This window comes from Streptomyces sp. NPDC002669 (assembly GCF_042889165.1).
In the GTDB taxonomy this organism is placed as follows: Bacteria; Actinomycetota; Actinomycetes; order Streptomycetales; family Streptomycetaceae; genus Streptomyces.
Map to the genome: position 1 here is coordinate 22883 of NZ_JBIAQQ010000041.1, position 14935 is coordinate 37817.

The 14935-nt window shown below is 73.7% G+C and carries 10 protein-coding genes; 4 read left to right on the plus strand and 6 right to left on the minus strand.

Features of this window, described 5'->3' with window-relative positions:
- The first annotated feature begins 150 nt into the window (after window positions 1-150).
- Together ACFYW1_RS36240 and ACFYW1_RS36245 are read left to right on the plus strand one after the other, a co-directional pair.
- Complete coding sequence (locus ACFYW1_RS36240) at window positions 151-1317, plus strand: exonuclease SbcCD subunit D (protein WP_389003402.1); 1167 nt, start codon at window positions 151-153, stop codon at window positions 1315-1317.
- Complete coding sequence (locus tag ACFYW1_RS36245; RefSeq protein ID WP_389003405.1) at window positions 1314-4379, plus strand: AAA family ATPase; 3066 nt, start codon at window positions 1314-1316, stop codon at window positions 4377-4379. The genes ACFYW1_RS36240 and ACFYW1_RS36245 overlap by 4 nt, the downstream gene beginning before the upstream one ends.
- Here the strand turns inward: ACFYW1_RS36245 and ACFYW1_RS36250 are convergent.
- Window positions 4369-4815 (minus strand): Lrp/AsnC family transcriptional regulator, encoded by a 447-nt coding sequence (locus ACFYW1_RS36250; RefSeq protein ID WP_389003407.1) that lies wholly within the window; start codon window positions 4813-4815, stop codon window positions 4369-4371. The genes ACFYW1_RS36245 and ACFYW1_RS36250 overlap by 11 nt on opposite strands.
- Window positions 4816-4908: 93 nt before the next feature.
- Here ACFYW1_RS36250 and ACFYW1_RS36255 point away from each other — a divergent pair, with 93 nt between their 5' ends.
- On the plus strand, window positions 4909-5394 hold the full coding sequence (locus ACFYW1_RS36255; protein WP_389003410.1) for a rhodanese-like domain-containing protein: 486 nt from the start codon (window positions 4909-4911) through the stop codon (window positions 5392-5394).
- Window positions 5395-5484: 90 nt separating this feature from the next.
- Here the strand turns inward: ACFYW1_RS36255 and ACFYW1_RS36260 are convergent, their stop codons facing one another.
- Both ACFYW1_RS36260 and ACFYW1_RS36265 read right to left on the minus strand, forming a co-directional pair.
- The gene (locus ACFYW1_RS36260) at window positions 5485-7170 is read right to left on the minus strand and encodes a DUF885 domain-containing protein (protein WP_389003413.1); all 1686 of its coding nucleotides are present in this window, start codon (window positions 7168-7170) and stop codon (window positions 5485-5487) included.
- A 50-nt stretch (window positions 7171-7220) separates the two neighbouring features.
- Window positions 7221-7718, minus strand: a complete 498-nt coding sequence (locus ACFYW1_RS36265; RefSeq protein WP_389003416.1) for an Lrp/AsnC family transcriptional regulator — start codon at window positions 7716-7718, stop codon at window positions 7221-7223.
- A gap of 59 nt (window positions 7719-7777) precedes the next feature.
- On the opposite strand from ACFYW1_RS36265, the gene ACFYW1_RS36270 reads away from it, so the two are divergent.
- On the plus strand, window positions 7778-9001 hold the full coding sequence (locus tag ACFYW1_RS36270; protein ID WP_389003419.1) for a trans-sulfuration enzyme family protein: 1224 nt from the start codon (window positions 7778-7780) through the stop codon (window positions 8999-9001).
- Between the two features lie 154 nt (window positions 9002-9155).
- On the opposite strand, the gene ACFYW1_RS36275 is transcribed toward ACFYW1_RS36270, so the two are convergent.
- The 3 genes from ACFYW1_RS36275 to ACFYW1_RS36285 all read right to left on the minus strand — a co-directional run bounded on the left by ACFYW1_RS36275 (window position 9156) and on the right by ACFYW1_RS36285 (window position 14879).
- A complete protein-coding gene (locus ACFYW1_RS36275) occupies window positions 9156-10646 on the minus strand; it encodes a GNAT family N-acetyltransferase (protein ID WP_389003422.1) in 1491 nt (496 codons plus the stop codon).
- Window positions 10647-10854: 208 nt separating this feature from the next.
- Window positions 10855-13509 (minus strand): DUF6493 family protein, encoded by a 2655-nt coding sequence (locus ACFYW1_RS36280; protein WP_389003425.1) that lies wholly within the window; start codon window positions 13507-13509, stop codon window positions 10855-10857.
- Window positions 13506-14879 (minus strand): SWIM zinc finger family protein, encoded by a 1374-nt coding sequence (locus ACFYW1_RS36285; RefSeq protein WP_389003428.1) that lies wholly within the window; start codon window positions 14877-14879, stop codon window positions 13506-13508. Before ACFYW1_RS36285 ends, ACFYW1_RS36280 begins: the two co-directional genes overlap by 4 nt.
- Window positions 14880-14935: the final 56 nt, after the last annotated feature.

The window sequence follows — 14935 nt, forward strand, 5'->3', positions numbered from 1 at the left end:
AAGGGGGGATCGATCTCCCCGCCCGACGGCACCGATGGTGATGGAAGACTGTCGTGGGCGAAACGAGGAGCCCCCGTCGACGGGGTCGCCGGCGGACACGGCGCGGGCCCGGGGGCGAGGTAAGGGAACGATGAAGGTCGGAGCCGGCTCTTGAGAATCCTGCACACGTCGGACTGGCACCTGGGACGGTCGTTCCACCGGGTCCCCCTGATCGAGGCCCAGGCCGCCTTTCTGGACCACCTGGTGGCGACGGTGCGCGAGCACGAGGTGGACGTCGTGCTCGTCGCGGGTGACGTGTACGACAGAGCCGTTCCGCCCCTGTCCGCCGTGGAACTCTTCGACGACGCCCTGCACCGCCTCGCCGCCGCCGAAGTGCCCACCGTGATGATCTCCGGGAACCACGACTCGGCCCGCAGGCTGGGCGTCGGCGCGGGACTGATCGAGCGGGCCGGAATCCACCTGCGTACCGATCCCGCCGACTGCGCCACCCCCCTCGTCCTGTCCGACCGGCACGGCGACGTGGCGTTCTACGGGCTGCCCTACCTGGAACCCGCCCTGGTCAAGGATGTTCTCGGGGCCGGGCGCGCCGGGCACGAGGCGGTGCTCGGCGCGGCCATGGAACAGGTGCGCGCCGACCTCGCGAACCGCCCCCGCGGCACCCGCTCCGTGGTGCTCGCCCACGCCTTCGTCGCGGGCGGCGAACCCAGCGACAGCGAACGCGACATCACCGTCGGCGGAGTGGCCGCAGTCCCCGCCGGAGTCTTCGACGGCGTCGACTACGTGGCACTCGGCCATCTGCACGGCTGCCAGACCGTCACCGAACGGGTCCGCTACTCGGGTTCGCCGCTCGCGTACTCCTTCTCCGAGGCCGGCCACCGCAAGACCATGTGGCTGATCGACCTCGGCGCCCCGGGCACGTTCGCCGCCGAACGCATCGACCTCCCCGTGCCCCGTCCGCTCGCCCGGCTCCGGGGCCGCCTCGACGACCTCGTCGAGGACCCCGCGCTGGAGCGGCACCGGGAGTCCTGGATCGAGGCCACCCTCACCGACCCGGCGCGCCCGGTCGAACCGATGGCCCGGCTCGCCGAGCGGTTCCCGCACACGCTCAGCCTCGTGTTCGAACCCGACCGGGCCCCCGAGGACCCGCTCGCCTCGTACGCACAGCGCCTCAGGGGGCGCGACGACCAGCAGATCGCGGAGGACTTCGTGGCACACGTGCGGGGCGGATCGGTGGCCGACGAACAGGAACGGACGGTGCTGCGCGGCGCCTTCGACCACGTACGGGTGGACGACACGGTGCGCGAGGTGAACCGTTGAGACTCCACCGGCTCGCCATCACCGCCTTCGGGCCGTTCGGAACCACTCAGGACATCGACTTCGACGCGCTCTCCTCGGCCGGGCTCTTCCTGCTGCACGGGCCGACCGGCGCCGGGAAGACCTCGGTCCTCGACGCCGTCTGCTACGCCCTGTACGGGGCGGTGCCCGGGGCGAGACAGAGTCCCGGCACCTCCCTGCGCAGCGACCACGCCCCGGTGGACGTCGCCACCGAGGTCCGGCTGGAGCTGACCGTCGGCGGCAGACGCCTGGAGATCACCCGCCGCCCGGCCCAGCCCCGCCCCAAGCGGAAGGGCAGCGGCTTCACGACGGAGAAGGCGCAGAGCGGGCTGCGGGAACACCGCCCGGACCGGGGCTGGCAGCCGCTCAGCCGCTCCCACCAGGAGATCGGCGAGGAGATCACCCAGCTCATCGGGATGAGCCGGGAACAGTTCTGCCAGGTGGTGCTCCTGCCGCAGGGCGACTTCGCGCGCTTCCTGCGCGCCGACGCCGAGGCCCGCGGCAAACTGCTCGGCAGGCTCTTCGACACCCGCCGCTTCGCCGCCGTGGAGGAGCGCCTGGCGGAACTGCGCCGTACCGCCGAGGCCCGGGTCAGGGCCGGTGACGAACGCATCGTCGGTACGGCCCAGCGGATCGCCCAGGCCGCCGGACCGGTCGCCGGGACGACGCTCCCCGACCTCCGGCCCGGAGAACCCGGCCTCGCCGACGGCGTCCTGGAATGGGCCGCGACGGCACGCAGCGGCGCCCGCGAACGGCTCGACATCGCCACGTCCGCACTGACCATGGCCGAAACCCGGCGGGCGGCCGCCCTGGAAGACCTCGACCGGGCGCGCGAACTCGCGGCGCTCCAGCAGCGCCACCAGGAGACGCTGCGCCGCTCCGCCGCGGTCGAGGCCCGTCGCCCCGGCCACGAGGAGAACCGCGACCGGCTCGCCCGCGCCCGCAAGGCGGACCTCGTCGCGCCCGCCCTGGACCTGCGCGACGAGGCCGAGCGCGCGTACCACGCGGCCCTGGCGGCCCGCGACCGGGCCCGCTCGTCGCTGCCGGACACCCTGGCCGACGCCGGTGCCGAACAACTGGCGGAACTGGAGGGGCGGCTGAGGCAGGAGCTCGGCGGCCTCGACGCCGCGCGCGGTGCCGAGCGGCGCAGCGCCGAGATCGACGTCGAGCGCGCCGCACTGGAACGCCAGGCCAGGGACGACGACGAGCTGATCCGCGAGGCGGACGGCTGGCTGGCCGGCTGGGAGGACACCCGGAACGGCCTGCGGGCCCGCATCGAGGAGGCCCAGGAGGCCGCCACCCTGGCCGAACAGCTCGCCGGCCGGCTGGAGCCCGCCCGCGCGCGGCTGGAGGCGGCCCGCCGCCGCGACGCGCTCGCCCTCCGGGTCTCGGCCGCGGCCGAGCGGCTGGCCGGAGCCCGCGAACACGCCGCCGACGCCCACGAATCCTGGCTGGAGCTGCGCGAGAGACGGCTGCGCGACATCGCGGCGGAACTCGCGGCGGAACTGGTGGACGGCGAGGACTGCAAGGTCTGCGGGTCGGCCGACCACCCCAGGCCGGCCCGCGCCGCCGACGGACACGTCGACCGGGCCACCGAGGAACGGGCACTCGACGCGTACCGGCGCGCCGAGGAGGCGCGCACCGCGGCGGACCGGGAACTGGGCGTCGTACGCGAACAGCACGCGGCCGCGCGCACGGCCGCCCGCACGGCGGAGCCTCGGCCGGGGGACGGGCCGGAGTCCGTCGCCCCCGATCCCGCCGCCGCAGATCCCACCGTCTTCGAACTCGGCGCGCTCGTCGACCGGTTGACGAGCGCGCACGCCGAGGCGCACCGCACCGCGGCCGGTACGCACGCGGCGCGCGAGGCCCTCGCGGCCGCCGAGCGGGAACAGGCCGAACGGCTCGACGACCGGCAGCGGGCCGAGCGCCGGGCCGCCGCCCGCACCTCGCTGCGCGAAGGGCTGGACCGTGAACAGGCGGCGCTGGAGGCCGGGTTGGTGGCCGCCCGCGGCGAGTGCGGCAGCGTGGCCGAGCACGCCGCACTGCTGGAGCGCCGGGTCGGCCTGCTCGCCGGGGCCGCCGCGGCGGTGCGTGCGGAGGAGGAGGCCGCACAGCGCCGCAAGGAGGCCGACGACCGGCTCGCGGACGCCGCGTTCCGGGCCGGTTTCGACACCCCGCGGGCCGCGGCGCTGAACCTGCTCACCGAGACCGCGCAACGAGAACTCCAGCGCCTCGTCGACGACTGGCAGTCCGAGGCGGCCGCCGTGGCCGACCGGCTCGCCGAGGCGGAGACCCGGGCCGCCGCACAACTCCCGCCGGCCGGGGTGGCCGCCGCGCAGGCCGCGTACGACACGGCCGAACGGCTGCTGCGGGACGCCTCCGCCGTGCGGGCCGCCTCGCGCGAGCGCTGCGCCGAACTCGGCCGGCTCTCCCGGGAGGCCGAACGGGAGGTGCGCGGGCTCGGCCCGCTGCGCGAGGAGTACGACCGGGTGGCCCGGCTGGCCGGGCTCACCGCCGGGACCTCCGCCGACAACGAACGCAAGATGCGGCTGGAGTCGTACGTGCTCGCCGCCCGGCTCGAACAGGTCGCCGCCGCGGCCACCGCCCGGTTGCAGCGCATGTCGTCCGGCCGGTACACACTGGTCCACTCCGACGCCCGCACCGGGGGCCGCAGGGCGGGTCTCGGCCTGCACGTCGTCGACGCCTGGACCGGCCGGGAGCGCGACACGGCCACGCTCTCGGGCGGCGAGACGTTCTTCGCCTCGCTCGCCCTCGCGCTCGGCCTCGCCGACGTCGTCACCGACGAGGCGGGCGGCGTCCGGCTGGACACCCTCTTCATCGACGAGGGCTTCGGCAGCCTGGACGACCAGACCCTCGACGAAGTGCTCGACGTACTGGACTCGTTGCGCGAGCGGGACCGCAGTGTCGGCATCGTCAGCCATGTCGCCGACCTGCGCCGCCGTATCCCCGCACAGCTCGAAGTGGTGAAGGAGCGGCACGGATCGGCGGTCCGGCACCGCGGCGCCGACGCGCTCAGCGGCTGACGGGGCGCCGGGGGAGCGGCGAGGAGTAGACGACGCTGGTGGTCACGGAGCCGAGGGCGCCGATCCTGCCCGAGACCTCCTCCAGGTGCCGCATCGAACGGGCGGTGACCTTCAGCACGAAGCAGTCGTCGCCGGTGACGTGATGGGCCTCCACGATCTCCGGAGTCGTGTCGAGCAGATCGTGGAACGGCTTGTAATGACCGTTCGGGTAGCGCAGCCGTACGAGGGCGAGGATCGGCAGCCCGAGCCGTTCCGGGTCGACCACGGCGGCGTAGCCGCTGATCACCCCGGCCTCCTCCAGCCTGCGCACCCGCTCGGTCACGGCGCTCGGGGACATCGCCACCGCCCGCGCCAGCTCGGCGAAGGCCGCGCGGCCGTCCCGTTGCAGGACATCGAGGATGCGCCAGTCGGTGGCGTCCGGGGAATAGTCGGTCATGCCCGGAGCCAACAGGGAAATCCCTGGCGGATCAAGTGATGTGCCGGGGATCTCATCTTCCGGGAGCGGGGCGCCGACCGTAGATTTTCGGTCATGACAACGCAGACCGCCGCAGCAACGGCCAACCCCGTCCTCCGCGTCCCGCCGGCCTCCCCGGCGGCGGCCGTCGCCCACTTCGGCGCCTCGCTCGCCTTCCACACCGACGTCTCCGACGTGGCCGCAGCGCTCGCGGCGGACGGGGACCCGGGCTTCGTGCTGCTGGACTCGCGCTCCATCGAGGCATGGGACCAGGGGCACGTGCCCGGCGCGGTCCATCTGCCGACCGCCCTCGTCCCCGAGCGGGCCCGGGCCCTTCTCGACCCGGCCGTCCCCGTGGTCACGTACTGCTGGGGCCCCGGCTGCAACGGTGCGGCCCGGGCCGCGCTCGCCCTCGCCGGCCTCGGCTACCGGGTCAAGGAGATGCTCGGCGGCTTCGAGTACTGGGTGCGCGAGGGCTTCGAGTCCGAGACCGGGCAGGGGCGCGAGCGGCAGGCGGCGGACCCGCTCACCGCGCCGGTCGGATCGGCCTGCGGCTGCTGACACCACCCCCGCGAACGCCGGGCCCGGCCACCGCGCAGAATGCCGCGGCGGCCGGGAACGGCGCTCCTCGGTCCTCTCGCCGGACGCCGGTCAGAGCCTGGACAGCTCGTCCACGAGGTCGTCGAGCCCCAGCGGCCCCTGGGACAGGGCGGCCATGTGCCAGGACTTGGCGTCGAACGCGTCGCCGTGCGCCTTGCGGGCGTTCTCCCGGCCGAGCAGCCAGGCCCGTTCGCCCAGCTTGTAGCCGATGGCCTGCCCCGGCATCGACAGATAGCGGGTCAGCTCGCTCTCCACGAAGTCGGCGGGACGGCCGCTGTGGTTGCCGAAGAACTCCTGCGCCAGATCGGGGGTCCACCGCTCACCGGGGTGGAACGGGGAGTCCGCCGGGATCTCCATCTCCGCGTGCATGCCGATGTCCACGATCACCCGGCAGGCCCGCATCATCTGCGCGTCCAGATAGCCGAGACGGCGCTCCGGGTCGGGCAGGAAGCCCAGCTCGTCCATGAGCCGCTCCGCGTAGAGCGCCCAGCCCTCGCAGTTGGCGCTGACCCCGCCGATCGACGCCTGGTAGCGGGAGAGGCTGTCGGCCACGTGCACCCACTGGGCGATCTGCAGGTGGTGGCCGGGCACGCCCTCGTGGTACCAGGTGGACACCAGGTCGTACACCGGGAAGCGGGTCTCGCCCATCGTGGGCAGCCAGGTGCGGCCGGGGCGCGAGAAGTCCTCGGACGGGCCGGTGTAGTACGGCGCGGCGGCACCACCGGGCGGGGCGATGCGGGACTCCACCTTCCGCACCCGCTCGGCGAGTTCGAAGTGCGTGCCGTCGAGTGCCTCGATCGCCTCGTCCATCAGGCCCTGGAGCCACTCCCGGACCTCCTCGACCCCTTCGATGTGCGTCCCGTGCACGTCGAGGTGGGCGAGCGCCTGCCAGGGGTCGGCGCCGGGCAGCACCTTCTCGGCCTCGGTCCGCATCTCGGCGAGCAGCCGGTGGTATTCGGACCAGCCGTACGCGTACGCCTCGTCGAGGTCCAGGTCGGTGCCGTTGTAATAGCGCGACCAGCGGGCGTACCGCTCACGGCCCACCGTGTCCGACGCACCCTCCACGGCGGGGGCGTACACGTCGCGCATCCAGTCGCGGAGCGCGGCGACCGACTCGCCCGCCAGCCGGGCGCCCTCGTCCAGATCGGCACGGAGCCCCGCGGGACCGGAGGCCACGAAGTCCTGGAAGAAACCCGTGCCGTTCTCGCCGGCCCACTCGTCGAGCTGGCCGATGAAGGTGGCGGTGGCGCGCGGCCCGCCGTACAGCTTGCGCTCCAGGCCGAGCGCGAGCGACTCGCGGTAGCCCTCCAGCGCGGCGGGAACCGCCCGCAGCCGGTCCACGACCGCCGCCCACTCCTCGTCGGTCCCGGTCGGCGTCACCGTGAACACCTCACGGAGGCTGTGCGCCGGGGAGGACAGGTTGGAGACCGTGCGCAATCCCTCTTCGGCGTCGTGGACGGCGAGTTCCGCCATGAGGCGCTCGCGCAGCAGACGGCCGCAGCGGCGCTCGGCGTCGTCGTCCGCGCCGGGGAGCCGCTCAGCGGCGTCGAGCTTCGCCAGGGTGGTGCGGGCCAGCTCGGCGATGGCCTCCTGGCCTGAGGGGGAGAAGTCGGGAAGACGGCGCGAACTCTCCGCGATCCCCAGGTACGTACCGGCGATCGGGTCGAGTGCGACGTAGGCGTCGACGTAGGCGTCGGCGACCTGGCGGGGCAGCGCGCTGCTGGAAGTGTCTGGCATGTGGACATCCTCGTACGGCAGGGGGCTTTCGCGCCATCGCCATTCGGCTTTCAGCGGCCGGACTCCGCCGGTCCCGCGGCCGGCGGCAGCAGTGGCCCGCATTCCCACTGCTGGAAGATCAACCGGGTCTCGACCCGGGCCACTTCGCGGCGCGAGGTGAACTCGTCGAGCACGAGGCGTTGCAGATCGGCCGTGCCCGTGACCGCCACGTGGACCAGGTAGTCGTCCGGACCGGTCAGATGGAAGAGCGCACGGGACTCCGGCAGCGTCCTGATGCGTTCGACGAACGGACCGATGAGTTCCCTGCGGTGCGGGCGGACCTGCACGGAGAGCAGTGCCTCCAGACCGCGGCCGAGCCGCGCGGGGTCCAGGCGCAACTGGTGGCCGAGGATGACGCCGGTGCGCCGCAGCCTGGCCACCCGGTCCAGGCAGGTCGACGGCGCCACACCGACCTCGGCGGCCAGCTCGCGGTAAGTGGTCCGGGCATCGTTCTGCAACAGCCGCAGAATATGCAGGTCCACCGGATCGAGAACGACCGAATCAGCCATTGGCCGAACGTAGCACGGGACATTCCCATCAGGATCCGGTGAATGTTCAGAGTGATGGCATGGACACCGAAACCTCGATGGCGCCCCCGACGGCAACCCGGTCCAGGGCGCTGGCCACCGAAGCCGTGCACGCCGGCCGCGACGATCTCGCGGCCCTCGGACTGCACGCCCCGCCGATCGACCTGTCCACCACCTACCCCTCGTACGACGCCAGGGGCGAGGCCGAGCGGATCGACACCTTCGCCGCCACCGGCGCCAAGCTCGAAGGGCCGCCGGTCTACGCCCGGCTGGACAACCCGACGACGGCCCGGTTCGAGACCGCCCTCGCCCGCCTCGAAGGGACCGAGAGCGCCGTGGCGTTCGCCAGCGGAATGGCGGCGCTCACCGCCGTGCTGCTGGTCCGGGCGAGCGCGGGACTGCGCCATGTGGTCGCCGTCCGCCCGCTCTACGGATGCAGCGACCACCTGCTCGGCGCCGGTCTGCTGGGCACGGAGGTGACCTGGACCGACCCGGCGGGAATCGCCGACGCGATCCGCCCGGACACCGGCCTGGTGATGGTGGAGACGCCCGCCAACCCGACGCTCGCCGAGGTCGACATCCGCGCGATCGCGCACTCCTGCGGCTCCGTGCCGCTGCTCGTCGACAACACCTTCGCCACCCCGGTGCTCCAGCGGCCCGTCGAGGACGGCGCGCGGATCGTGCTGCACAGCGCCACCAAGTACCTGGGCGGACACGGCGACGTGATGGGCGGGGTCGTCGCCTGCGACGAGGAGTTCGCCGCCGGGCTGCGGCAGATCCGTTTCGCCACCGGCGGGGTGCTGCACCCGATGGCCGGATACCTGCTGCTGCGCGGCCTCGCCACGCTTCCGGTACGGGTGCGGGCGGCCTCCGCGAGCGCCGCCGAACTGGCCCGCAGGCTGACCGCCGATCCGCGCATCGCCAGGGTCCACTACCCGAAGGTGGGCGGCGCGATGGTCTCGTTCGAGGTCCACGGGGACCCGCACCGGGTGATCTCGGCCGTGAGGCTCATCACGCCCGCGGTCAGCCTCGGCAGCGTGGACACCCTGATCCAGCACCCGGCTTCCATCAGCCACCGCATCGTGGACGAGGGGGACCGGCGGGCGGCCGGCGTCGGCAACCGGCTGCTGCGCATGTCGGTCGGGCTGGAGGACGTCGAGGACCTGTGGGCCGACCTGTGTCAGGCGCTGGACTCATCGGTGGACGGCGCCTTGCAGGAGGTCCATGAGCGCGGGGACGCCCTGCCCGAACAGGTCGCCGGGTAGGACGCCCCGCGCGGGTCGCAGGTGAGGACGTCCTGGTGCGGATTGCCGACCAGGACGTCCCGTGCGGGCCACCGGGCGGCATGTCCCGTGCGGGCCGCCTCGCGGGGCGGCCCGCACCGATTGACGGGCAGGGCGTCCGGTCGGCCGGGCGGTGTCAGCGCCCGGCCTGCTCGTACGGGGGCAGCGAGCGGACCGCGGCGGCGTCCAGCCGGGCGGTGACGACCAGGGTGCCCTCCTCGATCTGGTAGTCCAGCGGCAGGGACAGCGCGCGCATCGCGGCGACCATGCCGGTGTTGGACGCCCGGGTGACGGCGTAGACGCTCTCGCATCCGGCCTCGGCGGCGAGCGCCACCAGGCGGCCGAGCAACTCGGAACCGATGCCCCGGCGCTGCCAGTCGTCCTCGACGAGGAGGGCCACCTCGGTCTCGTCGCCGTCCCAGAGCAGGTGGCCGAGGGCGACCAGCCGGCCGGACGCCGTCTGCGCGGCCAGGGTGCGGCCGAACCGCGGACTCAGCAGGTGGTCGAGGTACCGGTCGGCGTCGCGGACCGGGCCGTGGTAGCGCAGCCGCAGCGTCTGCTCGGAGCAGCGGCCGTGCATCGCGCGGGCCGCAGGCAGGTCCTCGCGGTCCGCGCGGCGGACGGTGATCTCGTTGCCCTCGGGGAGGGTGAGGACGTCCTTGCCGCGCGGGACCCGGGGACCGAGCCGGGCATCGAGCTCGACCAGGGCGCGGGCCCGGGCGAACTCGGTCGGGGTGAACGGGAGATGGGGGCGCTCGATGGTGAGGACGCCGCCGGACGGGTCGCGCAGTCGCATCACCGTCTCCTCCAGCACCCCCTCGACCGGTGCGCTCCCACCGGTCGCGCGGCCGGTGACCGAGACGGCGGGCAACGAGTGGATGGTGCAACGTCCGAGCAACTGGCGCAGGGCCAGCGGGAGTTCGGACGCGTCCAGGGCCGTGCGGGTGGCGAGGCCCAGGACGCGCGTCGGGGCGTCCACCAGATCGTGCGCGTCGGCCCGCTCGATCCAGGTCGAGCTGCCGCCGGCCGCGGAGACCGTCCGGCTCAGCTGCCGGGCCGGGAGCCGGGCGGGTGCGCGCAGCAGGAACTCGTCGACCGTGCCCCGCGCCAGCGGGTGCGTCTGCAGGGTGAGGATGTCGACCCGGTGCCGGGCGAGCGCACCGCACAGCGCGGCCAGACTGCCGGGAGCGTCCCGCACGGTGGTGCGCATCCGCCACAGCACCGTGTCCTCGGCGGCCGGGGCCGGGGCCGCAGCCGATGCGGGCCCCTCGGCGACGGACGCACCCACGGGCGCACTCCCTTCGGTACCGGCACCGGTGCCTGTGCCGATGCCGCTGACGGCGTGGAGGGCGGATTCCGGACCGCCCCCGTCGGAGCCGGCGCGGTCGGCACCGGCCGGAGGCGGTGCGTGGCTGTGACGCCGTGCCCACCAGGTGTGGAAGCCGGCCGTCACCGCCAGCACCACGGCCGAGGCGACCAGCAGGAACGGCCCGTCCGGTTGGTGCCCGATCAGATTGGCGAGGGCGTCCGCCACCGCGACCGCGGTGAACAGCGCGGCCAGCTCGGTCACGTCCCGCCGCCAGTGGTGGGGGCGGCGGACGGTCTTCGTGGAGGTCGCATCAGTCATGCATTCACTCTGACTGAGCGTTGTTGCCTGATCACGAACAGCCTGTGACCGATGGGTTAAGTGCGAATCTGATCCCTTTCCTGTCGTTTTCGGCCATTGTTGCCCTGGCCGGAAATCCGTCCGCGTCGGCCCCGCCGCCCCGCTCGGGACCGTCCACCGTGACGGGCCCGGCGCTTCGGACCGCCGCCCGCCACGGTGCCCCGGACCGTCACACCCGTTCCGCACTCCGTTCCCAGGCGTCCTTCAGACGTGCCGCCTGACGCACCAGCTGCGACGTTCCGCCGCGCGCGGCCGTGTCGGCGAGCCCGGGTATCGGTTCGGTCCCCGTCGCGCCGCAGTGCTCGACACACTCGGCGGCCACGGAGAGCAGGTCGTTCAGTCCGCGAGGCGCCTTCTCCTGCGCCAGCAGCACGGGCAGAACACCGGTCAGCACGGACAGCACCGTCCGGTACGCGCCGGTGGCGGCGGCGGTACGGACGGAATCCGCGAGGCGGTTGGGCTTGATCAGCCCGTGCCCGAGAAGCATCGCCAGTTGCTCGCCGAGCAGCGTCGTGTCGAGATGCTGCCGGGCGGCGAGCATCAGCAGGGCGTCCACCGCAGTCAGCCGGTCCTCCGGGAACCGGGAACCCAGTCCGTACGCCGCCGTCAGATGAACGGCCTCGCCCGCGGGCGCGTCGAGTTCGGCGAGCAGCAGGAGCGGCCGGATCGTGTCCCGTATCTCGTCGGTCACACCGAGCACGATGTTCGGCAGCAGCCAGGCGGCCATCGTCTCGGCGTCCTCGGGCAGGGTGGCGATCCAGTGCTCCGGTTGCTCCCCCCAGTGGTAACAGAGCTGATGCGTCGGGATCCGCTCCCGGCCCAGGCCGTGGAAGGAACGGGGGAACTCCTCCAGGACGAGCGGGCGTTCCCGGCAGGCCATCAGGGCGCGGTGCGACCGGGCGACCGACTGTCCCACCCGGGCCCTGCTCTCCAGATCGAACCGGTACACCTGGGTGAACGGCTCGTCGGCCCGCAGCCATGCCGCCAGCCGGTCGCCCTCGGGGGTGCCGAGCAGCGCGGCCGCCCCTGCGGCCTCGTGCTGATCGCCGCGGCGCACCCGCAGCAGGGCCTGGGCGAAGTCGGCCTCGCCGGGCCGGATGCCGAGCTGCTGGTACGTGCGCAGCCGCTCGACCAGCACGGCCGGTTCGAGCGAACCGGTGTGCCAGGTGGGGACGGCCAGCAGGAACGGGAGGCCGCCGGTCAGCATCGCGTGGGCCGCTTCCCACAGCCGTGCCTTCATGACCCCGTTCAGCGCGGCGTGGGGGCAGGTCCCGGCGGCGGTCCAGGAGGCACGCTCCTCCTGCACGGCCCGTACCGACACCCGTCCGAACAGCGCGGCCAGGACGGCCCTGAGGCTCACCTCCGAGCGGAGCTGCCGTTCGAACTGCGGCTGCGGGCCCCCGTCGAGCCACCACTCACCCGCCAGCGCGTCATGCAACGCGTCGGTCAACGCCGCCCGGTCGGAGTGGGAGTGGCGCACCAGCCCGTCCAGCGCCCGCTCGAAGGCGGCGGCCTCCTGCGTCGTCGATCTGACCAGGGCCACCACCTCCTCGACCAGTTCGGGCAGCGTCGCGGGTGCCGGGTCGAGGGGCTGCGGGGACGGCACCGGCGGCAGCAGCTCCTCGTACTTCGCCGTGCCGGGCTGCTCGGCCACCGGACCGCCGAACACCTCGGCCACCATCGTCCGGTGCGCCGGCCCCAGCAACGCGGCCGACTCGGCGAGCGCCTCCCGCACCGGGGCCCCGGCGGCGGGCAGGTACCGGGCCAGGAGCTTCAACGCCCGCTCCTGGATGTCGATGTCCTCGTGCTCGAAGGCACCCCCGACGGCGGGCAGCAGCTCGTCGACCGCCGACGGATCGCGGCGCAGCACCTTGCCGAGCAGCACGAGCTGGGACCGGACCAGTTTCTTCTCGGTGCGGAACAGCACCGATTCCGAGACCTCCGCCAGGGCCCGCACGGGAAGCTCACCGCGCCCGTCCAGCCGGGTGAGCACCCCCTGGGCGTGACCGGCCACGGTGGAGATGCCGTCCGCGGCCATCCCGGCCCAGTCCGGGATCCGCTCCGCCTCCTCCTGCTCGGTCAGGTCGAGCTCGCGCAGAACGGTCAGGAAGAAACGCATCTCGCTGGAGTTGCCGCCGCGCAGCAGCCGGGCCACACAGCCGTCGACGACCACCGACCGCTCCAGCAGGCCCTCCTCGGCGAGCGAGGCCAGCGTGGCGCCCCACCGGCACGGACTGTCCGGGTCGTCGCTCCAGGGCATCTCCGGAGGCAGTTCCGTCATGTCGAAGATCCGCGGCAGGAGATCGACCGTGTACGGATCGGCCCGGAGCACCTCGATGAGGGGCGTTCTCCGCTGCCGCTGCCATTGCGCCCTCGACACCGTGCTGACCCAGCCCCGCACGAAACCCTCCGTCGTGGGCAGGGGGCACTGGGCCTTCTTCACCAGGGCGGCGATCAGCTCGTACGAGATCTCCGCCGTCGCGGTCCGGGCCGCCAGCCGGTGCGCGACATCACCGAGCCACTCCGGATCACGGTCCGCCAGGACCGCGAGGATCAGGGGGACGGGCGGACGGTCCCAGCCGATCAGGTCCCGGCCGCCGAGCCAGGTGGCACATCCCGCGGCGCCCGTGTGGCAGCCCGCACCGGCCACCAGCAGGCCCCTGCGGACCTTGCCCTGCTTCTCCCAGGACCAGCCCCGGACCTCCTTCCGGAGCGCCTTCAGCCCGGCCAGCGCCGCCCTGCGCTCCGCCAGGTCCATCCCGGCCAGCAGGGGCGGCACGTGGTGCGCGGGCGATTCCCGTACGGCGGTGAGGAGCTCCTTCATCGCACACCCCCGGCGACCGGCGCACCGCGGCGGACCATCCGGACGGCCAGGGCGTGCTTGCACGGGCCCCGCCGCCCGCGGTAATCGGCCCACCACTGGCAGGTACAGCTCAGCATTCCGTCCTTCTCCCTCACTTGGTAACGGCGTTCTCCCGAGGCCACGGCGGCGACGTCCCCGTCGAGCACCACCGCGCCCGAACCGGCCAGTTCCCGCGCCGCCACCAGACGCGGATTGTGGCGCTCGGCCCGGTCGGCGTCGTACGGCAGCTCGCGGTGGAAGTAGGCCGCGTCGGCAAGGTCGTAGCCGACCCGGCCCGCCGTGCCCAGTCGGGTGAGCGCGGCCCGTACCCGTTCCACCGTGAGGCCGGACTGCTCCGCCAGATCGGCGGTGTCGATCCGGGGCTCCCAGGCCAGCAGCACCGACACCAGCTCGGCGTCGGCCGCCGCGTCGTCGGTGGCCAGTGCGTCGAGCACCCCGCCCTCGCCCGAGAAACCGCGCGCGGCAGCGGGCGAGAGCGTCAGGGTGAGACGCATGCCCGGCAGCACGGCCTCCCAGGCGCTCGCGGTCGCCGCCCCGTCGGTGACCGGCCCGTACACCCGCAGCGACGTGGCATGACGCAGCACCCGCTGCAGCGCGGCAAGCCGCTCGGGGCCCGGCAGGCACACCGCCCCCGCCACCGGCCGGGTCGTCGGCCGGAGCGTCTTACCGGCGGGTATCACCCAACGGGCGCCCCGCGAGGCGTTGCCCGACGAACGTGGCAGCGAACGCAGGAACCGGACTGCCTCGGCGGCCGGCAGCTCGGCCCGCAGATCGAAACCGGCGGACACCACCTGCGCCTCGGCGAAGCCGCGCAGCCACCGGTCGGGCAGTGGCACCTTCTTCTCCACGACCGGCCCGTCCAGAGTGGTGACGGCCATCTCGTCCGGACCCACCCGCAGATGCAGCGGATCGTCCCCGCCCAGCCGCGAAAGCGCCTCCCGCAGCGGGTTGTTGACGTCCACGTTCGTGGTGCCGTGACCCGTTTGCTGACCGTCCAGACCCTCCTGCAGCACGTCGAGGCGCGCGTACACGCCGCAGCAGCCGGAGAACGACTCGAAGCGCAACCGGTCGCCGTTGCCCGTCACCACCGGGTCGAGCGACGCGGGCAGCGTGCGCTGGTAGTAGCGCGTGGACGCCACGTCCGCCACGGCCAGCAGGCCCTGGGCCGCGATCCTCGGCGAGGTGAGGAAACCGGAGAAGAACCGGGGATGGAGCTCGGCGCCCCGCGGGGTGAGGCCGCCGGAGGTCTCCAGCCCGAGGAGCTGCCCCGTCCGCGAGGACTCCAGGGCGGACGGGCGCGCGTAGGCCAATGCCTGAACGGATCGGGTCATGGAAAAACCGTAGGACCCACCACTGACAATCGGCCCCCGGCCGTCACCGGGAGCCG